The 25,147-nt window shown below is 70.4% G+C and carries 20 protein-coding genes and 1 pseudogene; 15 read left to right on the forward strand and 6 right to left on the reverse strand.

Annotated elements, in window-relative coordinates:
• Positions 1-1,513: pseudogene (locus tag LBW94_RS41855) on the reverse strand (LuxR family transcriptional regulator); the annotation flags it as partial.
• A gap of 7 nt (positions 1,514-1,520) precedes the next feature.
• Positions 1,521-3,164 (reverse strand): Hsp70 family protein, encoded by a 1,644-nt coding sequence (locus LBW94_RS41860; protein WP_266273415.1) that lies wholly within the window; start codon positions 3,162-3,164, stop codon positions 1,521-1,523.
• A 285-nt stretch (positions 3,165-3,449) separates the two neighbouring features.
• Between LBW94_RS41860 and LBW94_RS41865 the strand changes: the two genes are divergently transcribed.
• A complete protein-coding gene (locus LBW94_RS41865; protein WP_225059762.1) occupies positions 3,450-5,459 on the forward strand; it encodes an IniB N-terminal domain-containing protein in 2,010 nt (669 codons plus the stop codon).
• Here LBW94_RS41865 and LBW94_RS41870 read toward each other — a convergent pair.
• Complete coding sequence (locus LBW94_RS41870) at positions 5,404-6,180, reverse strand: hypothetical protein (protein WP_225059761.1); 777 nt, start codon at positions 6,178-6,180, stop codon at positions 5,404-5,406. The genes LBW94_RS41865 and LBW94_RS41870 overlap by 56 nt on opposite strands.
• 104 nt (positions 6,181-6,284) lie before the next feature.
• Between LBW94_RS41870 and LBW94_RS41875 the strand changes: the two genes are divergently transcribed.
• The 9 genes from LBW94_RS41875 to LBW94_RS41915 all read left to right on the forward strand — a co-directional run bounded on the left by LBW94_RS41875 (position 6,285) and on the right by LBW94_RS41915 (position 15,381).
• A complete protein-coding gene (locus LBW94_RS41875) occupies positions 6,285-7,142 on the forward strand; it encodes a haloalkane dehalogenase (RefSeq protein WP_225059760.1) in 858 nt (285 codons plus the stop codon).
• 107 nt (positions 7,143-7,249) lie between these two features.
• Positions 7,250-7,492 (forward strand): hypothetical protein, encoded by a 243-nt coding sequence (locus LBW94_RS41880; RefSeq protein ID WP_225059759.1) that lies wholly within the window; start codon positions 7,250-7,252, stop codon positions 7,490-7,492.
• A gap of 32 nt (positions 7,493-7,524) precedes the next feature.
• Positions 7,525-8,502, forward strand: a complete 978-nt coding sequence (locus LBW94_RS41885; RefSeq protein ID WP_225059758.1) for an RNA polymerase sigma factor — start codon at positions 7,525-7,527, stop codon at positions 8,500-8,502.
• Positions 8,499-9,140, forward strand: a complete 642-nt coding sequence (locus tag LBW94_RS41890; RefSeq protein WP_225059757.1) for an endonuclease — start codon at positions 8,499-8,501, stop codon at positions 9,138-9,140. The genes LBW94_RS41885 and LBW94_RS41890 overlap by 4 nt, the downstream gene beginning before the upstream one ends.
• 443 nt (positions 9,141-9,583) lie before the next feature.
• Positions 9,584-11,422, forward strand: a complete 1,839-nt coding sequence (dnaK, locus tag LBW94_RS41895; RefSeq protein ID WP_225059756.1) for a molecular chaperone DnaK — start codon at positions 9,584-9,586, stop codon at positions 11,420-11,422.
• The gene (grpE, locus tag LBW94_RS41900; protein ID WP_225059755.1) at positions 11,419-12,138 is read left to right on the forward strand and encodes a nucleotide exchange factor GrpE; all 720 of its coding nucleotides are present in this window, start codon (positions 11,419-11,421) and stop codon (positions 12,136-12,138) included. Before dnaK ends, grpE begins: the two co-directional genes overlap by 4 nt.
• A gap of 24 nt (positions 12,139-12,162) precedes the next feature.
• Positions 12,163-13,332 (forward strand): molecular chaperone DnaJ, encoded by a 1,170-nt coding sequence (gene dnaJ / locus LBW94_RS41905; protein WP_225059754.1) that lies wholly within the window; start codon positions 12,163-12,165, stop codon positions 13,330-13,332.
• Positions 13,332-13,727 carry a heat shock protein transcriptional repressor HspR gene (locus LBW94_RS41910; RefSeq protein WP_225059753.1) on the forward strand — a complete coding sequence of 132 codons (396 nt, stop codon included), beginning with the start codon at positions 13,332-13,334 and terminating at the stop codon, positions 13,725-13,727. The genes dnaJ and LBW94_RS41910 overlap by 1 nt, the downstream gene beginning before the upstream one ends.
• 484 nt (positions 13,728-14,211) lie before the next feature.
• Positions 14,212-15,381, forward strand: a complete 1,170-nt coding sequence (locus tag LBW94_RS41915) for a globin domain-containing protein (RefSeq protein WP_225059752.1) — start codon at positions 14,212-14,214, stop codon at positions 15,379-15,381.
• Positions 15,382-15,403: 22 nt separating this feature from the next.
• Here LBW94_RS41915 and LBW94_RS41920 read toward each other — a convergent pair whose 3' ends face one another.
• The 3 genes from LBW94_RS41920 to LBW94_RS41930 all read right to left on the reverse strand — a co-directional run bounded on the left by LBW94_RS41920 (position 15,404) and on the right by LBW94_RS41930 (position 18,547).
• Entirely contained in the window at positions 15,404-16,189 is a 786-nt protein-coding gene (locus LBW94_RS41920; RefSeq protein WP_225059751.1) for an FAD-binding oxidoreductase, read from the reverse strand.
• A gap of 52 nt (positions 16,190-16,241) precedes the next feature.
• On the reverse strand, positions 16,242-17,402 hold the full coding sequence (locus LBW94_RS41925; RefSeq protein ID WP_225059750.1) for an FAD-binding oxidoreductase: 1,161 nt from the start codon (positions 17,400-17,402) through the stop codon (positions 16,242-16,244).
• 209 nt (positions 17,403-17,611) lie between these two features.
• A complete protein-coding gene (locus tag LBW94_RS41930) occupies positions 17,612-18,547 on the reverse strand; it encodes an NADP-dependent oxidoreductase (RefSeq protein WP_225059749.1) in 936 nt (311 codons plus the stop codon).
• Positions 18,548-18,849: 302 nt separating this feature from the next.
• On the opposite strand from LBW94_RS41930, the gene clpB reads away from it, so the two are divergent.
• The 5 genes from clpB to pyrE all read left to right on the forward strand — a co-directional run bounded on the left by clpB (position 18,850) and on the right by pyrE (position 25,102).
• Entirely contained in the window at positions 18,850-21,417 is a 2,568-nt protein-coding gene (clpB, locus tag LBW94_RS41935; protein ID WP_225059748.1) for an ATP-dependent chaperone ClpB, read from the forward strand.
• A gap of 72 nt (positions 21,418-21,489) precedes the next feature.
• Complete coding sequence (locus LBW94_RS41940) at positions 21,490-22,308, forward strand: DUF5666 domain-containing protein (RefSeq protein WP_225059747.1); 819 nt, start codon at positions 21,490-21,492, stop codon at positions 22,306-22,308.
• A gap of 272 nt (positions 22,309-22,580) precedes the next feature.
• Positions 22,581-23,624 carry a hypothetical protein gene (locus tag LBW94_RS41945; RefSeq protein ID WP_225059746.1) on the forward strand — a complete coding sequence of 348 codons (1,044 nt, stop codon included), beginning with the start codon at positions 22,581-22,583 and terminating at the stop codon, positions 23,622-23,624.
• 92 nt (positions 23,625-23,716) lie between these two features.
• Entirely contained in the window at positions 23,717-24,547 is an 831-nt protein-coding gene (locus LBW94_RS41950; RefSeq protein WP_225059745.1) for an SDR family NAD(P)-dependent oxidoreductase, read from the forward strand.
• Between the two features lie 9 nt (positions 24,548-24,556).
• A complete protein-coding gene (gene pyrE, locus LBW94_RS41955; RefSeq protein ID WP_225059744.1) occupies positions 24,557-25,102 on the forward strand; it encodes an orotate phosphoribosyltransferase in 546 nt (181 codons plus the stop codon).
• Positions 25,103-25,147 lie beyond the last annotated feature (45 nt).

Below are 25,147 nucleotides of genomic sequence, written 5' to 3' on the forward strand. Positions count from 1 at the left end.
CCGCCGCCGCCAGCGACGGCGGTCCGGCCGCCGCCACCAGCGGGATGGCCGCCGCGGCGTCCGGGCGGGAATCGGCCGTGGCGGAGCGGCCCGCGCCCGCCTCGGGCACCGCCGCGACGACCGGCGCCGCGGCGCCGACCGAACGGCTCAGTGCCGTGACGATCGATGCGGCGCGTGCGGTGGCGGCGGTCGGTGGCCAGCGATCCGCGGTGGCCGACAACGCGGCCGCGGCCTCCACCTCACCGGCCAGATACTGCACGGTCGCGCCGACAGCCCAGTCCGCGCCCACCCGGTGCGCCCCCAGCCAGGCGTAGAGTTGCGCGGCGCGCTGCACCAGCCCGCGCCGGATCCACACTCCGGCGCAGATGCGCACGGCCGCAGCCAGATCCACATCGGAGACGCCGGGGCGGGCGAGCACCGGCTCCGCCAGCCGCAGCGCGGTGTCACCGTCACCGGCCCGGGCGGCGGCCTCCGCCCAGCGCACCGCGACCACCTGCGGGTCGGCCCCGGCCGCGACCGCACCCTGGTAAAACCGCACCGCGTCGTCGGTCTTCTCCGCTGCCGCACAGAGGAATTCGGCCAGCCGCGGGTCGCGGACGCCGGATTCCGCCAGTACCAGGGCGGTATTGTCGCGCAGCAGGCCCGCGTCCAGGCGCGCCTCCAGCAGCCGGCGCTGCACCGTGAGGAAACGCCGGTCGCCGACCAGCGTGCGCAGCGGCGCGACGGCCGGGGCGGGCAGCAGATCCGCGTCGGTCACCAGGGCGCCGGCCCGGGCTCGATCGATGAGATCCCAGGCGGTGCTGTGCTCGAGGCCGAGCACCTCGGTCAGCTCGCCCGGATCCAGGCCCGCGCCGGTGGCCGCGACCACCAGGACCTCCAGCAGATCCGGTTCGGTGCGATCCAGCAGTGCCCGAGCCCAATTCGTCACCGCGACGTCGACGGCGGCGATGCCCGCGTCCAGCCGGGCGGCGCAGGCCGCGGTCAGGGCGGTCACCACGCCGCCGTGGATGCCGCCGGTCTGGCGGTGGATGTGCTGGGTCACCGAACGCGGCACCGTCATGCCCAGTTCGCGGGCGAACGGGGCGATGTCGGAGGCGCCGAGAGCGCGCAGTTCCAGCATCCGGCCGCGGCGCGACACGGCCTCGGCCAGCGCGCGCAGCGCCGGATCGTGCGGGCGCGGGCGGGTGGCGATCACGACCGTGCGGTTGCCGGATTCGACGACGGCCCGAAGTCGTTCCAGCGCTGCCGGTTCCAGGGTGTGGGCGTCGTCGACGATCAGTGCCGCCGGTGCGGCGTCGGGGCCGATGTCCGGCCCGTCGTCCATCGGCACGTCGGCCCGGGAGACGATCCCGCGAGCGTGCAGCCGGTCCCGGATCGCGGCCAGCAGGGTGGATTTACCGGTGCCGCAGCGGCCACGGACGAGATGGACGAGCGGGCGCGAGGACGCGGTGTCGAACTCCCGCAGGATCTCCCGTGCGCCCGGCAGTGAAGCGAAGGCGATGGTCGTGGACATGGGCACCTCACCCGCCCACACGAGGGAGTACCGCACCGGGCGCTTGCAGTACCGAACTCACCGCATCTCCGGCCAGGTCCGGCATCGTACCAGGATCGTCCGGTGGTGGCGGGGCGGTCGCCGGATCCGGTGTGGTGGCGGTGTCCGGCTGCGGCGCCGCGGCGGTCGAGGTGGTCGCGCGATGGCGTCCGGCCGGTCGGCCGGATTCGGACCCCGGCGCGGCCGCGGCGGTGGGCGTCGTGGCCGGCATCGGGACATCCGGTGCGGTCGTCGGCTGCGCGGCGCCGGTCGGCGCCGGATCGGAGGATTGTCCCGAGCTGCCCAGGGCCACTGTGCCGGTGGCCAGCGCCGCGACGAACACCAGCGCACCGCCGAACACCGCCAGCCGCTGCCGGGCCGACCACCCGGCCCGTGGTTCGGGAGCCGGCGGAGGTAGCGGCGGGGCGGGGTTCGGGCGGGGAATCGGGGCCGGTGCCGGCGCGGGCGCGGCTGCCGGGGGCGCCGCCGGGCCCGCGCCGGATGGGGTGGCCGGCGGCGCAGGCGCGGCCGGCGGCGCAGGCGCGGCCGGCGGCGCAGGCGCGGCCGGTGCGGTGGCGGTCGGGGCGGCCGGAATGGGTTCGGTGATCGCGGCCGAGACCACCATCGTGGCAATGGTTTCCGTCGATTCCTCGAGCAGATCCACGGCCAGCAGCGCGGCGCCCCGGGCAGCGGTCCGGGCCGGATCGGCGGCGGCCATCACCGGCAGACCGAATTCGGTGGAGAGGATCTCCGCGACCAGCGGGATCGCGGCGCCACCCCCGGTGAGCAGGAAGCCGCCCAGTTCCCGCGGTGCGACCTCGGCGCGGCGCAGGGTCGCTCGCACCAGGGCGAGGGTGTCCAGCAACGGTTCCCGGAACAGGTCCTCCACCTCATCGCGCACCACCCGGACATCGCTTATCACCCCGGGCAAACGGACCGGGACGATGGTGGCGGTATTTCCGGAAAGGTCTTCTCTCGCAATTCGGCAGCGCCGGCGCAGCGTGGTCAATTCCCTTTCGACGTCCGGATCGAAGGGGTCCAGTTCGGCGTCGCCGAGTGCGTTCGCCAGAACGTAACGCAGCGTGAGCAGATCGAATTCGGCGCCGCCGACCTCGGTGGCGCGCATCGGCACCCCGAGCAGCCCGCCGCGTGGTCCGCCCCGGACCACGGACACCGTGACGCCGGTGGCGCCCAGGTCGTACACCACCAGGGTGTCCGTCCCCACCCCGTGTTCGTGTTCCAGCCAGCGCAGCGCCGCGGTCGGCTCCGGCACCAGCGCGACGTCGCGGCGGCCGGCCCAGTCCAGCGCGGATCGCTGGGCGGCCACGGTGTGCCGCGACCACCAGGCCGGACATCCCACCACGGTTCCGGCCGGGGCGAAATCGTCGACCACCCGGCCGATCAGCGCCGCCACCAGATCGGCGGCCCGGACCGAAACACCGTTCTCGGTGAGGATGTCGACGGGGTCGCCGACGCGGGATAGTAGATTTTCCGACAATTCGGGTGCCGGTCCCGGTGCGCTGGGCCGGATGTGGGTGGCGGCCCGCCGCGCTCCGCCGATTCCCGCCGAGGTCGTCGCGGCGACGGTGTTCGACGCCCCGACGGTGATGCCCAGCGCCAGGCCCTGAGTCATTCGAGAACCCCTGTCGTTCGAAACGCGTGCATGTGCGTCACGTGCCGGTTGACTAGCGATACGGTCACTGCGACCTACCCGCTTGTCGGTTGCTGAGAGTCCCGCGTTACCGGCTCCGGGAAAATTCGGGGATATTCCCCTAATCCCTGCTCCACCCCCAACGTGCGGGCTCCCGTTTTCGTGGGGTGCGGCCCCGATTCGGCACGGTCCCCGATGTTCCTAGCGTGAAAGCAATTCACTGCCGCGGATCACCGGAAGGTCCGCCGTTGACGGAGACGGAGTCCGATGAGCCCCAACGCCATCCTCGAGTTCATCCTCGGTCTGCTACGGGATCAGCGGGCCGCGGCCGGATACTGCGCGGATCCGGCCGCGGCGCTCGGTGCCGCCGGGCTGGCCGCGGTGACGCCCGGGGACATCGCCGCGGTGGCTCCGATGGTGGCGGAATCCGCGCTGGTCACCGGTGGCTCCCAGCTCGCCGCGATCGTCGCCGCGGGCGGTGGGGACCCGGTGGCCGCGGGTGCGCTCGCCGGACCGGGCGGCGGTGCCGGATATGGGGAATTCGGTACCGGCGGCGTCGATTCCGGCCGGGCTCCGGTGTTCGGCGCCGGTCCGGCGGCCGTCCACCCGGTCGTGGTGGATCCGGGCACCGCGGCGGACGGTCTCGGTGGCGACCGATTCGGCGGGTCCTTCCCGGTGGGAGCGGTCGCGGGCGAACTCGGCGGCCTCGGCGATCTCGACTCGGAGCTGACGGCGAGCCTGCGCGATTCGATCCTCGGCGGCGTGGTGGGATCCGATGGTTCCGGTGCAGGCCCCGGCGCATTCCCGGCCGGCGGTCCGTCCGGTTCGCCGGCCGAGGCGGAAACCGTTGCCGAACTGCGCAATTCGCTCACGGCGGCGCCCGGGCAGCGGGCGAGCGCCACATTCCCCGACTACGGCACCGATAACGGTCCGAAAGGAATATATGACACCGGTTTCGGACCGCGATCGGATTCGGTACGGGCTGTCGGTAATACGGACGCCGGACCCGGAAATCCCGCCACGCCGAATGGTTCGGAATCGAGTGGATTCGGCTGGTTCGGCGCCGACTCCGGTGCCCGGATCGAACTACCCGGCAGTGCCATCGACGGGCAGTTGCCAGGTGTTTTCCACGTTATCCCGGGCGGGTCCGGAATCGGTGCCGGCAACCTGCTGGCGACAGACCGGTCCGATACCGGTGCGGGGCCGGGCCTCGGCGGGGCCGCGGCCATCGGATTCGACGGTTCGGGTGCCGAGAAACTCGGTGCCGGGCCGCGGAACGCGCCCGGAGCGCGGGAAACCGCGCGTCCGGGCGACGGCGCCGCGATCGCCCCCGGATGGACCGGTGGTTCCGGTGGCACGCATATCGCAGCGCCACTGCGCCTTTCGGATGAGGGAAGGCGCGGTGGCGCCGCGGAGCCCGGGGTACTGGCTGCCGGTCGGCCGGGTGGTTCCGGTATCGCCGCGGGTACCGGCTCGGGCGGTTCGCAGGGAGTCGCCGCAGCACCCGGTGGCACCGGCATCGGCCAGTCGGCTGCCGGATCGCCGATCGCTACGAACGTACCGGCCGCGGTGGGGTCGATCGGTGCGTTCGGTGGTGGATTCGGAGGTGCGCCTGCGCCGGATTCGGGTCCGGCCATCGGCCTCGGCGCGGACGCGGCGGTCGGCGCGCAGCACGACGGTGATCCCGGTTCGGCCGTCGGCGCCCACGGCGGTATCGAACTCGAACTCGCCGTGGGCGAGCTGGACCACCTCGCGCCGGGAGCCAGTGTCACAGCGCCGGGTCCGACTTCTGCGGCGGCGTATTCCGATTCATTGGTGGGTAGTGGCCTGGAGATCGGGTTGGGCGGGACCGCGGTCCACGCCGATGCCGGACAAGCGGAGTGGGAAGGGCTGCCCAGTGGCCCGGAACCGGGTTCGCCGGGCCACGGGCACCAACTCGGGTTCGGGCCGGTGGCCCAGCCGGGTTCGCCCGGCGACGGACTCGGGCTCGGGCTCGGTCACGGGGCACAGCCGGATTCGCCGGTGATCGGCGGCGCCGAGCCCGATATCCGGGGGCTGCCGGGCGGAGCCGGCATCGCCGCCATCGGCGCCTGGTCGGGTGTGGATGTGTCGCATGCGTTCGGTGGTGGCTTCGGCGGGCTGGGCGCGATCGACGACGTCTTCGATTCCGGCCGTGCGGAGTTCGGGGTGACGGTCGGCGGCCACGGTGGAACGGGGTTGTTCACCGCCGGCCATTTCGCCGGTACCGGCGAGGTCGGCGACGGCCTGGCGCACTGATCCGGAATACGGCCGACATCGGCTCACCGCAACAGAAATGATGCGAATGATGCGGACATCGGCGGCTGGGCGGAATCCCGGTCAGCGGGGTGGTCGGCGGTTCGGGGAAGCGATCCGCGATGCCCTCCCCGCTGCACGCACCGGCCAGGCAGGCCTGTGCCGTCGCCCGATCGACCAGCGGGTGCCGGGCCCGCAACCGCCGGCGTCGCACCGCGTCCCGCGCCGCCGCGCGCACGGTCGCGGCGTCCGCGTCCGCCGGCAGCCTCGGTCGTGGCCGCGCCGCCACGCCCGAACCACCCAGCAGACGGTGCAATTCGGCCGATTCCCGCGGCGGCAGCGGCAGTTCCCCGGACCGCAACCGGCCCAGCAGTGGCAGTTCGGCGAATCCGTGCACATCCGCCAGCAGCGCCCGCACCCGCGGCAGCAGCCGGTCCACCGCGGTACCGCGCTGGGTGGCCGGCATCCGGGCCCAGTGCGACCAGCGCGAATGCGCCTTCAACTGATCCGCGCGCTGCGCGAACTGCACGTCCAGCACCGATCGCAACTCCGCCAGGCCACTGCGTTGCGTCAATTCCGCTGCGAGCGTGGCGGAGTCGCGCACCCCGGCGCGGATCAGCAGTACCGCGGTGCGAATTCCGAACAGCCCGAAGCGCGCCGCCAGCTGTGCCCGGACCTGCGGCGGCACCGGCAGCGCGGGCTCCGGCCGGGCGAATCGGTCCACCCGGGTGATGTGAGACAGGTCACCCGATCCGGCTGTCACAGCCGGTCGGGGCGGGTGTCCAACCAGAAGTCAGCACTTCGACTTCCGACGGAAGGACACCGGCGATGCCCGTCATCGACGTTCTCGATTCGTACCTCCACTACACCGAACTCGGCGCCGGGCCGGTGCCGGTCGTGTTCCTGCACGGCAATCCGACCTCGTCCTACCTGTGGCGCCGGGTGATTCCGCACGTGAGCGACCGGACCCGCGCGCTGGCGCCGGATCTGATCGGCATGGGCGAATCCGGTAAGCCCGAGATCGGCTACCGCTTCGCCGACCACGCCCGCTATCTCGACGCCTGGTTCGACGCCCTGCGACTGGACCGGGCGGTCCTGGTCGGTCACGACTGGGGTGGCGCGCTCGCCATGGACTGGGCGGCCCGGCATCCCGATCGGGTCCGGGGTGTCGCGGTGCTGGAGACGTTCCTGCGCCCGCTGCGCTGGAGCGAGATGCCGCCGCAGGGCGCGGAGTTGTTCCGCCGGTTCCGGTCACCGGAGGGTGAGCAGGCGATCCTGGTGGAGAACATGTTCATCGAATTCAATCTGCCGTTCGGCGCGAAATCCCTCACCCCGGCGGACCTCGCGGTCTACCGGGCGCCGTATCCGACCCCGGAATCCCGCCGCCCGATGCTGGCGTGGCCGCGCGAGTTCCCGCTGGACGGGGAGCCCGCCGACGTGGTCGCCGTCATCGAGGACTACGACCGCTGGATGGCCACGTCACCGGAGGTGCCGAAGCTGGTGATGGCGGTCGATGACGGCGTCGGCCTCGGCTCCGCGGAGATGGTCGAGTGGGCCGTGGCGACGTTCGCGGCGGCCGAATCCGTCGGCATCGGACCGGCGGGACATCACGCGCCCGAGGACCGGCCCGACGCCATCGGCGCCGCGGTGTCGGACTGGCTGGACAAGCACGGACTGCTCGACTGACCACCGAAGCCGGTCCCGCACCCCCTGCGATCGGTGCGGGAACCGGCAACGGGTGCGACAGGCCGAGCGACCTTGCGGCACGGAATCGGCCGGCGAACGATGGGGTGATGGTGGGAGCAGCGGGAAATGCAGCGGCAGTGCGGGATCCGATGCGCGCCGAACACCACGCGCCGAGAGCTGTGGCCGCCACGTCGGCCGGAGGACGTGCGCTGTCCGGTGAGCGGGTGACGGTCGGGTCGGCCGGGGTGGCCGGGGTGGCTGAGTTGGCCGGGGTGGCTGAGTTGGCCGGGGTGGGGGTCGGCGTGATCAGAATGCGGGATGGGTCGATGCCGGGTGGGTTGCAGTGGTGACCGGGGCCGGCAGGCCGTTCGGTGCGGCTGCGGTGGGCGGCGGATCCCACGCGGCCGAGGAGGATTCGTCAGGTGCGGGTGCCGCGGCCGATGCTGTCGTAGCGCCCGCGGCGGAGCGGGAGCTGGTCCGCCGGGCCGTCGGTGGCGATCGGGATGCGGTCACCGAAGTGGTTCGGCTGCTTCAGGATTCGCTGTATCGGCTGGCATTGCGGATGCTGGCCCGCCCGGCGGATGCCGAGGACGCCACCCAGGAGATCCTGGTGCGGGTGCTCGGCCACCTCGGCACCTGGCGGGGTGAGGCGGCGCTGCTCACCTGGGCCTATCGGATCGGCGTCAACTATCTGCTCAATCTCGCCCGGCGCACGCCGCTGGAGCGTGCACAGCTGTCCCTGGACGCGTTCGGTGACGGATTGCGCGACGGGCTGGCCACGGCCGACTATCGCGGCCCGGAGGCCGAACTGCTCACCCGCGAGATGCGGTTGTCCTGTAGCCAGGCCATGTTGCAGTGCTTGGCGCGCGACGAACGCGTCGCGTTCGTGCTGAGCGAGGTGTTCGATCTCGGCTCGACCGAGGCGGCGTGGATCGTCGGCAGCACCCCGGCGGCGCATCGGAAGCGACTGGAGCGGGCGAAGCGGCGTCTCGGCAGTTTTCTCGATTCCACCTGCGGGCTGGCGAATCCGACGGCGTTCTGCCGCTGCGCCCGCCGCATCGACAAGGCCGTCGCAATCGGCCGCCTGGACCCGGCGCATCCGGTGCTGGCGACCCATCCCGTCACGCCGGGCGGCCGTACCGCCGCCGCGGCCGAACAGCAGATGATCCGGCTGCACGATGCCGCCGCGGTGCTGCGCTCACATCCCGACTACGCCGCGCCGCAGGCGCGGATGGCCGCCATCGCCGGGCTGCTGAGCTCCGATCGGTTCCCGCTGCTCGCCGCGGCCGACTTGACGACCGGCCGGGCCGGGAGTGTCCTGGAAAACGGGGGTACCGAGCGGGAGGCAGGTGTCTCGTGAACAATCGCCGAACCGTGAACGCGCTGCTCGAGCAGGCCGGACGCACCTATGCCGACGAGGCCGGGATCACCCTGGCCGACCGGCCGGCGCCGCTGTATCAGCTGCTCGTGCTCGCCGAGTTGATGAGTACCAGGATCTCCGCGCACCTCGCGGTCGGGGCCGCCCGTGAGCTGGTACACGCCGGCTATCGCACCCCGCAGCGGGTGGCGGCCGCCGGCCGGCAGGAACTGGTGGACGCGCTCGACCGTGGCCGCTACGTGCGCTACGACGAATCGACCGCCACCCGGTTGCGCGCCAACGCCGCCCTGCTGCTCGACCGCTACCACGGCGACCTGCGTCGCCTGGCTGCCGAATCCGGGCACGACCCGGTCCGGTGCGCGGAGCTGTTGCAGCAGTTCGAGGGCATCGGACCGGTTGCCGCGGACATCTTCCTGCGTGAGGTGCAGGACATCTGGACCTGGCTGCGGCCCCGCTTCGACGAGCGGGCCCGGCGCGGGGCCCGGCAACTGCACCTGCCCACCGATCCGCGGGCGCTCGACGAACTCGGGCCCGCCGGTCACGACGCGGAACTGGCGGCGGCCCTGGTGCGGGTGACCATCGACCACGACCTGGCACCGGCGGTCCTGGGCACGGGCTGACGCACGGATCTTCGGCGGCGCTCCGGCCGCGTGCGGTGCCGGTCGAGTGCCGACGCCACCTGCCGCCGTCCCGGCGCCCCCGTGACAGCGCGCACGGCGCTGTCTTCGAACGATCTCGCGTGGGCGGGGATGTCTTGGGCGGTATCGGGCATGTCCGGTAGGTCCGGAAAAAAAGTTCGAGCATCCGGGAATCAACTCGGCGGACCGCTCGTTGAGCTGTTCGACAACATTGAGTGAGGTTGGCTCAAGTTCGAAGTTGACTCAGGTACACACCGGAGGCAATATTGAGTCGACCACGCTCAGCGTTGCTGGGACCGTGCTCCACGCGGTGTTCGGGGTGAGGTCCCGCGTCCCGGGTGGTGCGTCACACACGCATCGCCGGGACGTGCGACAGGCGCCTTGCCCTGTACGACACACAAGTACGTCAATTAGGAGGAACCACAATGGCTCGTGCGGTCGGTATCGACCTCGGGACCACCAACTCGGTCATCGCCGTGCTCGAGGGTGGTGAGCCGAAGGTCATCGCCAATTCGGAGGGGGCGCGTACCACCCCCTCGATCGTCGCGTTCGCCAAGAACGGCGAGGTGCTGGTCGGTCAGCCGGCGAAGAACCAGGCCGTGACCAATGTCGACCGCACCATCCGCTCGGTGAAGCGCCACATGGGCGACACCAGCTGGAGCGTCGACATCGACGGCAAGAAGTACACCCCGCAGGAGATCAGCGCGCGCGTGCTGATGAAGCTCAAGCGCGATGCGGAGGAGTACCTCGGTGAGGAGATCACCGATGCCGTCATCACGGTGCCCGCGTACTTCGAGGACGCGCAGCGGCAGGCCACCAAGGAGGCCGGGCAGATCGCGGGCCTGAACGTGCTGCGCATCGTCAACGAGCCCACCGCCGCGGCGCTGGCCTACGGCCTGGACAAGGGCGAGAAGGAACAGACCATCCTGGTGTTCGACCTCGGTGGCGGCACCTTCGACGTGTCGCTGCTGGAGATCGGCGAGGGCGTCGTGGAGGTCCGCGCGACCGCCGGTGACAACCACCTCGGTGGCGACGACTGGGACAACCGCGTCGTGACCTGGCTGGTCGACAAGTTCAAGGGTTCCTCGGGCATCGACCTGACCAAGGACAAGATGGCGATGCAGCGGCTGCGTGAGGCCGCGGAGAAGGCCAAGATCGAACTGTCCTCCTCGCAGGGCACCTCGATCAACCTGCCCTATATCACCGTGGACGCGGACAAGAACCCGCTGTTCCTCGACGAGCAGCTGACCCGCGCCGAGTTCCAGAAGATCACCTCGGATCTGCTGGACCGCACCCGTCAGCCGTTCCAGCAGGTCATCAAGGACGCCGGTATCTCGGTCAAGGACATCGACCACGTCGTGCTGGTCGGCGGTTCCACCCGTATGCCCGCCGTCACCGACCTGGTGCGCGAGCTGACCGGCGGCAAGGAGCCCAACAAGGGCGTGAACCCGGACGAGGTCGTCGCCGTCGGCGCCGCCCTGCAGGCCGGTGTGCTCAAGGGTGAGGTCAAGGACGTCCTGCTGCTCGATGTGACCCCGCTGTCGCTGGGTATCGAGACCAAGGGCGGCGTGATGACCAAGCTGATCGAGCGCAACACCACCATCCCGACCAAGCGGTCGGAGACCTTCACCACCGCGGACGACAACCAGCCGTCGGTGCAGATCCAGGTCTACCAGGGTGAGCGCGAGATCGCCTCGCACAACAAGCTGCTCGGCTCCTTCGAGCTGACCGGCATCCCGCCGGCCCCTCGTGGCGTGCCGCAGATCGAGGTCACCTTCGACATCGACGCCAACGGCATCGTGCACGTGACCGCGAAGGACAAGGGCACCGGCAAGGAGAACACGATCAAGATCCAGGACGGCTCCGGCCTGTCCAAGGAGGAGATCGACCGCATGGTGCGCGACGCCGAGGCGCATGCCGCCGAGGACAAGCAGCGGCGTGAGGAGGCGGAGACCCGCAACCAGGCCGAGTCGCTGGTGCACCAGACCCAGAAGTTCATCGACGAGAACGACGACAAGGTCCCCGCGGAGATCAAGACCAAGGTCGAGGCCGCGATCGCCGAGGCGAACGAGGCGCTCAAGGGCAACGACATCGCCGTGATCAAGACGGCGGTGGAGAAGCTGGCGACCGAGTCGCAGGCGCTGGGTCAGGCCATCTACGAGGCATCCGCGGGTGCGGGCGCGAGCTCGGCCAACGGCGCAGGGCCCGCCGCGGACGACACCGTTGTCGACGCGGAGGTCGTGGAAGAACCGGAGAAGAAGTGAGCCAGAATCCGGAACAGGAGCCGGTCACCATCGTCGACAACCGCAAGGTGGATCCCGAAACCGGTGAGGTTCGAGAGCCCGCGGCCGACGCCGGCTCGGCGCCCACTCCGGAGGCCGGGTCCGAGGCCGCGGCGACCGCCGCGGCCGCGGGCAACGGTGAGACGGGTAACGGCGACGCACCCGCGGTGAGCGCCGGCTCGGCCGCCGCGGAGCTGGCCGAGCGCACTGCCGACCTACAGCGCCTGACCGCCGAGTACGCCAACTACCGGCGCCGGGTCGATCGTGACCGCAAGGCCACCATCGATGCGGCCAAGGCCTCGGTGGTCACCGAACTGCTCGGGGTGCTCGACGATCTCGATCGGGCTCGCGCGCACGGTGATCTGGAGACCGGCCCGCTGAAGTCGGTGGCGGACAAGCTGGCCGACGCGCTGCGCAAGCAGGGCCTCGAGGAATTCGGCACGGAGGGCGAGCCTTTCGATCCGACCCTGCACGAGGCCGTGCAGCACGAGGGCGACGGGCACGATCCGGTCATCGGCGTGGTGATGCGCAAGGGTTACCGGTTCGGCGACCGCGTGCTGCGGCACGCACTGGTCGGCGTCACCGACGCCGCCCTGGCCGACAGCTCCGGCGCCACACCGGAGAACGGCAGCGCGGCGGAACCGGCGGCGGCGCCGGAGACGACGAACGCCGGCGACAGTGCCAGTGCCGACGAGTAACAGGGTGGAAGGAGGAGATACCCGGTGAACAGGGAGTGGCTCGAGAAGGACTTCTACAAGGAGCTGGGTGTCTCCTCCAGCGCCTCCGCGGACGACGTCAAGAAGGCATACCGCAAACTGGCCCGTGACTTGCATCCGGACAAGAATCCGGGTGATGCCGCGGCCGAGGAGCGGTTCAAGGCCGTCAGCGAGGCCCATGCCGTGCTGTCGGATCCGGAGAAGCGCAAGGAGTACGACGAGGCGCGGCGGCTGTTCGCCAGCGGCGGCTTCGGCCGGGGCGGGTTCGCGCCGGGCGGCGGTTACGCCCCCGGCGGGTTCAACGGCGAGTTCAATCTCGGCGACATCTTCGGCGGCGCCGCCGGTGGTGGCGACGGCGGTCTGGGCGATCTGCTCGGCGGCCTGTTCAACCGCGGTGGCGGCGGCCGGGCCTCGTCGCGGCCGCGGCGTGGCAGCGATGTGGAGACCGAGACGACGCTGGGCTTCCGCGAGGCGGCCCAGGGCGTCACGGTGCCGCTGCGGATGACCAGCCCCTCGCCGTGCACCACCTGCCACGGCAGCGGCGCCAAGCCGGGCACCAGCCCGCGAGTCTGCCCGCACTGCAACGGAACCGGCGTGATCAGCCGCAACCAGGGTGCGTTCGGATTCAGCGAGCCGTGTGAGGACTGCCGCGGCACCGGGTCGATCATCGACGATCCGTGTGTCGACTGCCACGGCACCGGCATCCAGAACCGCACCCGCACCATCACCGTGCGGGTGCCGCCGGGAGTTCGTGACGGCCAGCGGATCCGGCTGGCGGGCCAGGGCGAGGCGGGGCTGCGCGGGGCGCCGGCGGGCGATCTGTTCGTCACCGTGCACGTCAGCAACGACAAGGTCTTCGGCCGCACCGGCGACGACCTGACCCTGGTGCTGCCGGTCAGCTACAGCGAACTGGTACTGGGCACCACGGTGTCGGTGCCGACGCTGGACGGCCGGGTCGGCGTCAAGGTGCCGGCGGGCACCGCCGACGGGCGTACCCTGCGGGTCCGCGGTCGTGGCGTGCCCAAGCGCGACGGCACTTCGGGCGACCTGCTCGTGACCGTGAAGGTCGCGGTGCCGCAGAAACTGGACGACGAGGCCACCGAAGCCCTGCGACACTATGCGGAGGCGGAGAAGGCCGGCGGGTTCGACCCGCGTGCCGGATGGGCAGGTGCGTGATGAACGGTGACCCGAAGAAGGCGAGTGCGTCCGCCGAGTTCTTCATGATCTCGGTGGCCGCGCAGCTGGCCGGTATGCACGCGCAGACCCTGCGCACCTACGACCGGCTGGGCCTGGTGACCCCGCAGCGGACCTCCGGTGGCGGGCGGCGCTATTCGAGCCGGGACGTAGAGCTGCTGCGCGAGGTGCAGCGGCTGTCCCAGGACGAGGGCGTCAACCTCGCCGGCATCAAGCGGATCATCGAGCTCACCAATCAGGTCGAGGAGTTGCAACAGCGCCTGAGCGAGCTGGCCGCCGAGGTGGAGCGGCTGCGGGCGGCCTACCGCCCGGATCTCACCCCACCGCAGCGCAGTACCGCACTGGTGGTGTGGCAGCCCCGGAACAAGCGGCGCTAGCACCGGCACCGCCTGCGAACAACACACAGTGACAGCGCCTCCGGCTACGGGGGCGCTGTTTTTCGTTGCGCCGCACCGGCTGTCCGGTGGCGTCGTTCGTAATCGCCGGTGGCGGTGGCGGGATCGTTGCCGGAATCGCCGTGAATGCCGTGCGACGGTGTTTTTCGTGCTCGCTGAATTGGTCCAGCACTGCTTCAGCAAACACGAGCCGTGCGCAGGTAGTCGCGCAGATAGTCAGCATCGTAAACCGAATTGATCCAGATTTCCTGGTCTTTCGGTATGTTTATAGGGGACCTGACACGCTCTTGCCCTGATCCGTCGGAATTTCACGCCTGTTGTTCGGGAAGGCCGTTCCGTTGCTGGCAAACCTCACCTAGACTCGAAGGGCATCGGCTGCTGACGAGTGGCTCGCGGCGCTGGATCGAGGCAGCGCGCCACTCAGGGTGCGGTCAGTGTTCGAGTGCGAAATGGGGTTGTGAGACTTATGGATTCGCGGACCGTCGCATTGATCAGGACGACTTTCAAGGCGGTTGCTGCGGAGGAGGGGGGACCGGACAAGCTCGCCCGGTCGTTCTACGCCATCCTCTTCACCGAATATCCGCATGTTCGAGAGATGTTCCCGGCCGCCCTCGGCGCGCAGCGCGATCGGCTGGTCAAGGCGCTCGGCTACGTCATCGAGCGACTGGAGGAGCCCGACCGGCTGCTGCCCTTCCTGGCCCAACTGGGCCGCGATCACCGCAAATACGGCGTGACCGCAGAACACTATGCGGCAGTGGGCAACTCGCTGCGGCTGGCGCTCGCCGGTTATGCCGGTACCGAGCTGTGGACCGACGAGGTGGAGCGGGCCTGGGAGGAGGGCATCACCCTCATCGCCGGCACCATGATCGCCGCCGCCGACCAGGAGAGTTCACCGCCGGTGTGGACCGGCACCGTCGTCGAATACCGGCAGGTGCTGCGCAATCTTGTCGTGGTGCGGCTGCGGCTGGATCAGCCGATGCCGTACGCGGCCGGTCAGTACATGAGCGTGCAGATCCCGTCCCGGCCGCGGATGTGGCGCTACCTGTCGGCCGCGGTGCCGCCGAATCCACAGGGAGAGATCGAATTCCACATCCGCGGTGTCACCGGCGGCTGGGTCAGCCCGGCCGTGATCGGGCACACCGTGGTGGGCGACCGCTGGCTGCTCGGCTCCCCGCTGGGCGGCCTCGGCGTGCTGCGCAACACCCGGCGCAAGATGCTGATGGTCGGCTGCGGCACCGGGATCGCCCCGCTGCGCGCGCAACTGCTGGCGATGACCCAGCGCCGCTCCAATCCGCGGGTGCACCTGTTCGTCGGCGGGCACCACCCGTGCGATCTGTACGATCTCGAGACGCTGAGCGCGCTGGCGGTCGCGCACAAGTGGCTGACCGTCACACCCGTCGTGGAGAATCCCGAGAACCCGTGGTGGTACCACGATTTCGGCGAGAGCGCGCCGGAACTGCCCGGGCTGCAACGAAGACAGGTGGGCCAGATCGGCAAGGTGGTCGCCGCCGCGGGCGACTGGACCGGTCACGACGTGCAGATCGTGGGCCCGCCACCGATGGTGCAGACCACCAAGTTCCGGCTGATGGCCGCGGGCGTACCCACCCGCGACATCCGGCACGACCCGCTGTTCTGAGCGCGCCCGCTGTGCTGGACCGCTAGGCCCCCTCGTACCGGATCGCCCCGGGCGGGGTGCCGGTGGAGACGAGCCGTTCCACCGTCGCCTGGACCATGCCGCGCGATCCGCACACCAGCACCCGGTGGTGCAGCAACGGACCCATGTCACCGGCCACGTCGGCGAGCGTGCCCTCCAGCATCTCGTCCACCTCGAAACCGATGTCGACACGGCAGCTTTCGTACCATTCGTCGACCCAGTTCGGGTCGTAGGCGCTCTCCACCACCGGCACCACGGTCAGCCAGGGCAGTTCACCGGCCAGCAGGTACAGCATGTCGGAGGCGTACAGGTCGCGGGGCGACCGGCCACCGATGAACAGGTGGGTGCGCGGCGGCTGCGCCCGGCGGGCGAGGTCGAGCAGCAGCGAGCGCATCGGCGCCAGGCCGGTGCCCCCGGCGATCATCACCACGTCGGTGGCCTCCGGTTCGACCGAGAGCCAGCCGGCCGGGGCGGCGATCCGCCACTGATCACCGGGCCGAGTGTCGGCGACCATCGTCCCGCTGCACCAGCCGCCCGGAATGGTCCGCACGTGGAATTCGAGCTTGCCGTCCAGCGAGGGCGGCAGCGCCGGTGACAAGCGTCGCCGCAGCCCCGGATGCTGCGGCACCGTGATCTCCACGGATTGCCCGGCGGCGAACGGCACGTACTCACCGATCAGCCGGATCACGGCCAGATCGTGCCGCACCCGGTGATGCCCGACCACGGTCGCGGTCCATTCGGTGGCGGCGGGGACCGGGAACTCACCGGTCTGATCCGGGCCGATCGTCACTGCTTCGTCCTCGTCATCGACATGGTCTCGATCGTCGCCATGGTCCCACCGTTCATACCGGATCCGCGCTGATCGCCCACTCCGGAGTGCCGACCGCCAGCAGGGCCCGCCGGGTGTCGGCGATCATCCGAGCGGAACCGGAGATCTGGATCTGCCGGTCCGCCCACGCGCCGAAGCTGGCGACCACCGCGCCCAGATTACCGATCAGCCTGCGGTGCATACCGAACGGTGGGTCCACCGGTGGATACGGATGCCACCACGGGTTGGATTCGTTCTCGCACACCGGGATCACGGTCAGCCACGGATTGCTCAGCGACAGCTGCCACATGTTCTCCACGTCGTACAGGTCGCACGGGTAGCGGCCGCCGATGAAGAAGTGCACCCGCGGATTCATCCCGCGCCGGCCCATCTCGATCAATTGCGCACGCAGCGGCGAGATTCCGGTGCCGGAGCCGATCAGCAGCACATCGCGGCCGCTGTCCCGGTCGACGTGCAGGCCGCCCAGCGGTCCGGCGATCAGCCACTTGTCGCCCACCTCGGTCTCGCTGACGATGGCCGGGCTGACCCAGCCGGTGCGCACCTTGCGGACGTGGAATTCGATCTCCCCGTAGGGATTCGTGGGAATCGCGGGGGACAGGTAGCGCCACATCTTGGGCCGCTGCGGGATCGACACCGGCACGTACTGCCCGGCCTGATACGGAATCGGGGTCTCGGATTGCAGCCGCACGATGGCCAGATCATCGAGCACCCGGCGGTGCCCGACCACCGACGCCTCCCAGTAGGGCTGCGACTTGTCCGAATTGGCGCCGATCGCCATCGAGGCCGAGATCAGGATGCAGACATCCCGCCAGCCCTCCTCCAGCCCGCGATTCCAGTACTCGGGCCCGTGGAAGGTGCGGAACGCGGCGAGCAGGGCGCGGCCGGCCGCGTCGTAGTGCGCGGCCTGCACCCCGTACTTCCGATGGTCGCGGGCCAATTGCTCGAGGAAGCGTTGCGCACGGTCCCAGTCCTCGAGGTGATCGATGACGAACTGGATCGCGGTGGCCAGCCGTTTGGGCTGCATATCCATCGCGGGCCCGAAGAGTTCGCGGAGATGAGGCGTCTCCGCGAACAGGTGACCGTAGAACGCGCTGATCAACCGCTCGGGCCCGTTCGGCGCCTCGACTATCGACCGGAAGTTGGCGCGGACCAGCGCAGCCGAACGCGCATCCACGACGTCGAGCTTCCTTTCTTACGTACCTTTGCCCGGGGGGACCGCCGTGAGTCACGGCGTCCTCGGACAAGTATCCCCGAAGCGGTGTCTGATTGCCTCCGCTTCGCTGCCGCCCGGGGTCGCTGCTGCCCCGCTCCGGCCGGTTGGTCCCGGTCCGGTCGGTGGCGCAGTTGTGCCCTATGGGTGGTCGCGGTCCGGGAACGGACCCGTCAGATGACCAGAACCGTCTTGCCGCGCGCACCGGTCGCGGTCAGCGCCTGGGCGGCATCGGTGAGTGGGCGGGTCGCATCGATCGGCACCACCAGATCTCCCTCGGCGACCTGCTGGAGTAGTCGGCGTAGTTCGGGCGCGGCTCCGGTGGAGGTGAGATTGCCGCCCTTGAGGCCGTGGTCGTGCAGGGTGGCCTCGTCGGCGGCGAAGGTGGTGCTGTAGGCGGTGCCACCCGGGCGGACCAGCGGAATCAGCTCGGCGAACGCCGCGGCGGGTGCGATCAGATCGAACAGCACGTCGATGCCCTCGGGATGGTTCGTGCGCACCTGGTCGGCCACCGGGCCGCGGGTGTAGTCGATCACCTCGTCGGCGCCGAGCCGGATCATCCGATCGGCGTCGTCGGGCCGCGCGGTGACGATGACCTGCACCTCGGCCGCCGCCGCCAGCTGCACCAGGAAGGAGCCGACCCCGCCCGAACCGCCGTTGATCAGCACCACCTGACTGGGCACCAGCGCGGCGGCGTCGACCAGGTCCTGAGCGGCCAGTCCGGCCGTCGGCAGGGCGGCGGCCTGGATGCTGCCGACCGTGTCGGGCAGTTTCACGACGGTGCTGTCGGCGGGGAGAGCGGTGTACTCGGCGAAGGTGCCGTGGCCCAGCGGCGTCGCGACGGCCTTACCCACCACCCGATCGCCGACGGCGAAATCGGTCACGCCCTCGCCGACCGCGCTGACGGTGCCGGCGCCGTCGGTGCCGGGGATCATCGGGAAGTCGAACGGCACCTTGTCGCGCAGCAGGCCGTCGATGACCTTGCGGTCGTAGGGGTTTACCCCCGCTGCCTCGAGGTGGATCTGGATCCGGCCGGGCCCGGCGGCCGGGACCGGCACGTCGGCGGGTTCCGGGGTGCCGCCGAATTCCTGTACCACCATCGCGCGCATCTGCCGTGCTCCATTCGTCCGGGCGGTGCTCGAGCCAACGGGGTGCTGCACATTCACAGGGACTTCACACGTGCGGTTTCGGGTCATCGTAGGCGCGCCACCACGCACAACTACGCAATCGGCGCGATCGGGGCGGTTCGTGGCGCGTAGCGTGGTCCCTGAAACCTTGCGGTGAGCGTCGGAAATCAACCAGACTTGAGCGGAACAGACTCAACTTATCTCGCGTTGAACTGTCCAGAAGCTGATGCCCCGGTCGGTTGTTGTCGCAACAGCCGATCTCCGATCACCACAGGAAGGTGCCCGTGGACTCGTTCAATCCCACCACCAAGACCCAGGCGGCGCTGACCGCCGCATTGCAGGCCGCCTCCGCGGCCGGCAATCCGGAGATCCGCCCGGCGCACTTGCTGGTGGCGTTGCTGGATCAGACCGACGGCATCGCCGCCCCCCTGCTGAAGGCTGTCGCGGTCGATCCGGCAACGGTGCGCCGCGAGGCCCAGGACATCGTGGACCGGCTGCCCCGCGCCAGCGGCGCCACCACCACCCCGCAGCTCGGCCGCGAATCGCTGGCCGCGGTCACCGCCGCGCAGCGGCTGGCCACCGAACTCGGAGACGACTACGTCTCGACCGAACATCTGATGGTCGGCCTGGCCGAGGGCGATTCCGATGTTTCCCAGCTGCTGCTGAAATACGGCGCCACCGCGGACGCCCTGCGCGAGGCGTTCACCGCGGTGCGCGGCAACGCCCGCGTCACCTCGCCCGATCCCGAGGGCAGCTACCAGGCGCTGGAGAAGTACTCCACCGACCTCACCGCCGCCGCCCGCGAGGGCAAACTCGATCCGGTCATCGGCCGCGACACCGAGATCCGCCGGGTGGTGCAGGTGCTGTCCCGCCGCACCAAGAACAATCCGGTGCTGATCGGCGAACCGGGCGTCGGCAAGACCGCCATCGTGGAGGGCCTGGCCCAGCGCATCATCGCCGGCGACGTGCCGGAGTCGTTGCGCGGTAAGCGCCTGATCTCGCTGGATCTGGGTGCGATGGTCGCCGGCGCGAAGTACCGCGGCGAATTCGAGGAGCGGTTGAAGGCGGTGCTGGAGGAGATCAAGTCCAGCGCCGGGCAGATCGTCACCTTCATCGACGAACTGCACACCATCGTGGGCGCCGGCGCCACCGGCGAATCCGCGATGGACGCCGGCAACATGATCAAGCCGATGCTGGCCCGCGGCGAGCTGCGCCTGGTCGGCGCGACCACGCTGGACGAGTACCGGAAGCACATCGAGAAGGATCCGGCGCTGGAGCGGCGGTTCCAGCAGGTGCTGGTCGGCGAGCCGTCGGTGGAGGACACTGTGGGCATCCTGCGCGGACTCAAGGAACGCTACGAGGTGCACCACGGCGTCCGGATCACCGACTCCGCCCTGGTGGCGGCGGCCACGCTGTCCGACCGCTACATCACGTCGCGCTTCCTGCCAGACAAGGCCATCGACCTCGTCGACGAGTCGGCCTCGCGGCTGCGCATGGAGATCGACTCCCGCCCGGTCGAGATCGACCAGGTCGAGCGCGCGGTGCGGCGGCTGGAGATCGAGGAGATGGCGCTCGAGAAGGAGACCGACGCGGCCTCCAAGCAGCGTCTGGAGAAGTTGCGCCAGGAACTGGCCGACGACCGCGAGAAACTGAACCAGCTGATGGCCCGCTGGCAGAACGAGAAGCAGGCCATCGACGCGGTCCGCGGCATCAAGGAGCAACTGGAGGGGCTCAAGGGCGAATCCGAGCGCGCCGAGCGCGACGGCGATCTGGGCAAGGCCGCCGAACTGCGTTACGGCCGCATCCCGCAGCTGGAGAAGCAACTGGCCGAGGCCGAGCAGAAGGCCGGGCAGGCCGGTGGTTCCGCCGGCGGCGAGGTGATGTTGCAGGAGGAGGTCGGGCCCAACGACATCGCCGAGGTGGTGTCGGCGTGGACCGGCATCCCGGTCGGCCGGATGCTCGAGGGCGAGACCCGCAAGCTGCTGCGCATGGAGGAGGAACTCGGCAAGCGCGTGGTCGGCCAGGCCGAGGCGGTCACCGCCGTCTCCGACGCCGTCCGCCGGGCCCGCGCGGGCGTCGCGGATCCGAACCGGCCCACCGGCTCGTTCATGTTCGTCGGACCCACCGGCGTCGGCAAGACCGAACTCGCGAAGGCGTTGGCGGACTTCCTGTTCGACGACGAGCGGGCGATGATCCGGATCGATATGAGCGAGTACTCCGAGAAGCATTCGGTGGCCCGCCTGGTCGGTGCCCCGCCCGGATACGTCGGCTACGACCAGGGTGGTCAGCTGACCGAGGCGGTGCGGCGGCGGCCGTACACGGTGGTGCTGTTCGACGAGATCGAGAAGGCGCACCCCGACGTGTTCGACATCCTGCTGCAGGTGCTCGACGAGGGCCGGTTGACCGACGGCCAGGGTCGCACGGTCGACTTCCGCAACGCGATCCTCATCCTGACGTCCAACCTGGGCGCCGGTGGTGACAAGGAGTTCGTGCTCGCCGCGGTCCGCTCGGCCTTCAAGCCGGAGTTCCTCAATCGCCTCGACGACGTGGTGATGTTCCACCTGCTGAACGAGGAGCAACTGGAGCACATCGTCGACATCCAGCTGGCGCAGTTGCAGAAGCGGCTGTCGCAGCGCCGGTTGAAGCTGGACGTCACCGACGCGGCCCGGTTCTGGCTGGCGGTGCGCGGCTACGACCCGGTGTACGGCGCCCGGCCGTTGCGCCGCCTGATCCAGCAGGCGATCGGCGATTCGCTGGCCAAGGAACTGCTGGCCGGTGAGGTCAACGACGGGGACGTGGTGAAGGTCAACGTCACCCCCGACGGCGACGGACTGCTGGTCGGACGGGCCTGACCCGGCCGCGAACGGGCCACGGTTGCGCGCACCCCGGCCGTCACCGGCCGGGGTGCGCTTACGCTGGGTGACATGACGAGTCCGCGCGATCCGTGGCAGCGGCCGGAGACCGCCGACGCCCCGACCGAACGGGTCGGGGCGCCGACGTCGTCCGGGCCGCCGGAACTGCACACCTCGGAGTTCACGGCGGCCTACGGCCAGGGTTCGGATCCGACCGAGCCCTACCGGTACGCCGACCACGCGGCCGGCCCGAACGCGACCCGGGAACTGCCGGCCTACGGCAACCAGTGGGGCACAGCCGAATACACCAGCCCGCCGCAGTACTACGGGCAGGAACCGGCCCCCGGCTACGGCTGGGAGGGCGCCCCGCAACAACCGGCCGGCCCCTACGGCCAGGTCGGCCCCACCGGCCTGCCGACCCACCCCCGCAAGCGCCGCACCGGCCTCTGGCTGACGATCGGCGCGGTGGTGTTCGTCCTGGTCGTCCTCGGCGGTATCGCCGCGGGCCTGCTGCTGGCCGGCCGGAACTCGTCGTCCCCCAGCGCCTCCGGCGAGACCACCCGCTCGATCCCCAGCGCCGAGCCGCTGCCCGGCACCTCCGGTGAGCAGATCCCCGGCCTGCCCCCGTTGCCGGGCCTCGGCGGCAACCTGGACAGCCTCGGCGCCACCATGGGCACGATCGACACCAACGACGGCACCACCCTCACCCTGCAATCGCTGGGCGGCGCCATGGTCACCGTGCACACCGACGACCACACCCAGGTGATCGCCCTCGGTGGCGGCAAACTCGCGGACCTGCACGCCGGCGACATGGTGGTGGTCCAGGGCGACAAGTCCGACGACGGCTCCATCATGGCCAAACTGATCATCGGCGCCGCCCTCGCCAGATAGTTCGGCCTCCGCTTCGCTCCGCCGCTCCGTCGGCCCGGAACCGAGCCGGGCCGAAAACGCGTCGGTCCAGAATCGGGCCGGGCGACAAACGAGCCGGGGTGGGACCGGATCCGGAGAGCCGAGTGGGCGGGCGGGCCGTTGTGTTCGGCGACAGTGGTGGGTGCGCTGACGACCTGTTCGGGGCTGTGGGTGGGTGTGGGTGACACCAAAACACGCCGTCGGAAGCGGTCGCCATCAACACCTTCGCGGGTGGGGAACTAGACTCGGGGGCGATGACGGCAGCAATATGGTTCGGGCTCGCGGCGATCGCACTCGTGGGTGCGATCGTGCTGCTGTATTTCGACCGGGTCCATCGGCAGCGGACCGGTCATGTGCGGCAGGTCTGGGCGAAATCCCAAGGCTATACCTACGTGTCGGTCGAGCCGTCGCTCGCGGCGAACTGGCACCGCGGGGCGATGACGAAGCTCGGCTACCTGTCCGCGGTGGACGTGGTCTCCGGCAATCGCAAGGGCGAGAAGTTCGTGCTCTTCGATCTGGAGGATTCCGCGACGCTGGTCGCGGTGCGGCGGCAGATCGGTTCGGACATCGACATCGACCTGCGCTCCAAGACGGCGGCGCCGCCGAAGGACCACGATCTGGAGCTGCTGGGCGCGATCGGCGACCGGGTGGTGTTCGCCACCAATCCGGATGTCGCCCGGCACGCGGTCGATCAGCGCATGGTCGCGTTCATCGAGAGCCTGCCGGATTCGGTGCAGCAGTTGTGGAGTGAGGGCAACTGGACGCTGGGCATGCTGCCGGTCGGCAGCGGCCCCCGCGACTGGGAGACCGCCATCGACGCGGTGCTGCGACTGTCCGGTCTGCTGCACGTCCTGCCGCCGGTGGTGGCGGGCCCGGACCGGGGCCGCGCCGCCGAGGACGACTACGAGTCCGATCCGGACGATTACGAGCGCAACGACTACGAGTCCGACGCGGACTACGACCACGCGGACTACGACTCCGACGAGTACGAGTACGTGTCCGATCGCGACGAGGACGAGCCGGCCCCCGCCGGATTCGCCCGCGGCGACGACTACGCCCCGCTGGTCAAGGACATCGCGGGGGAGTCCGAGTCGCAGCCGTCGCGGCGCCCGGCCCTGGCCATCGTCCCGGACCCCCGGGATCGGGCCCGCCGCACCCGGTCGTCCGCCGAGGGTGAGGACCGCTCCGAGGGCGACGAGCCGATCCGGCCCGACGAAGACGGTCCGGCTCTGCCCGAACGCCCGGGTGGGCCGTTCCACCCCGGCTTCCGGCCCTATCAAGGTCCCGCACCCCGCTGACGGGTACGGGATGACGACCCGCACGACCGGCGGGTTCGGCGGCAGTGCGGAATGACCATGCGACGCCCCGGTCGTGCGCGAAAGGACACAGCATGACCGATTCCTCCGATTCGACGGGCGTGGACGGCGTCGTCCGCCTGCCCGGCGCCACCCGGCCCGTGGCCCTGGTCACCGGTCCCACCTCCGGCATCGGCCGGGGCTACGCCCTGCGGCTGGCATCGCTGGGCTACGACCTGGTGCTGGTCGCCCGCGACGAGACCCGGCTGGCCGCCCTCGCCGCGGAGGCGCAGACCCGCTTCGGCACCCGCTCGGAGCTGTTGCCCGCCGATCTCGCCGTCGCCGCCGCCCGCGACCGGGTGACCGCCCGGCTCGCCGAGGGCGTGCAATTCCTGGTCAACAACGCCGGATTCGGGCTCGGCGGCGAGTTCTGGACCGTCGACCCGGCCGAACTCCAGGCGCAGCTGGACGTCAACGTGACCGCGGTACTCCAGCTGACCCGCGCCGCGCTGCCGCCGATGATCGCGGCCGCCACGGGTTCGGTGGTGAATGTGGCCAGCGTGGCCGGTCTGATACCCGGCCGTGGCTCGACGTATTCGGCGGCGAAGGCGTACGTCATATCCTTGACCGAGGGACTGGCCGGGGGACTGGTCGGAACCGGGGTTCGGATGCAGGCGCTGTGCCCCGGCTTCGTCCACACCGAATTCCACGAGCGGGCCGGCATCGCGATGGAATCGCTGCCGAAAGCGCTGTGGCTGGAGGTCGACCGGGTCGTGGCCGGTTCCCTGCACGATCTGGACAAGGACCGGGTGATCAGCGTGCCCGGGGCGCAGTACAAGGTGCTCACCACGGTCGCCGGTATGATTCCGCGCCCGGTGGTGAGCCGCCTGAATCGAGGCTTGTTCAACGCACGCGGAAGGACGTAACCGGTAAAGATGATCGAATCGACCGCCGATCGGGACAGATTGGCCGAGCTCGTGCGCGAGCTCGCCGTGGTGCACGGCCGGGTGACGTTGTCGTCCGGCAAGGAAGCCGACTACTACGTGGACCTACGCCGGGCCACCCTGCATCATCTGGCCGGGCCGCTGATCGGCACGCTGCTACGCGAGCTGGTCGCCGACTGGGATTTCGACGCCGTGGGCGGCCTGACGATGGGCGCGGATCCGGTGGCGCTGGCGATGCTGCACACCCCGGGCCGCCCGTTGGATGCGTTCGTAGTGCGTAAAGCCGCCAAGACACACGGCATGCAGCGGCAGATCGAGGGCCCCGATATCGTGGGCCGGCGCGTGCTCGTGGTGGAGGACACCACCACGACCGGCAACTCGCCGTTGACCGCGGTGCGGGCATTGCGCGAGGCCGGCGCCACGGTGGTGGGCGTGGCGACGGTGGTGGATCGGGAGACCGGCGCGGACCGGGTGATCGCCGCCGAGGGCCTCGAGTACCGGTCGATCCTCGGCCTGAAGGATCTGGCGCTGGGATGACCCACCGGTGGGTTAGCCTGGAGTCCGATTTCGAGAACTGCGAGT

Source organism: Nocardia sp. alder85J, assembly GCF_020176955.2.
Lineage (GTDB): Bacteria > Actinomycetota > Actinomycetes > Mycobacteriales > Mycobacteriaceae > Nocardia.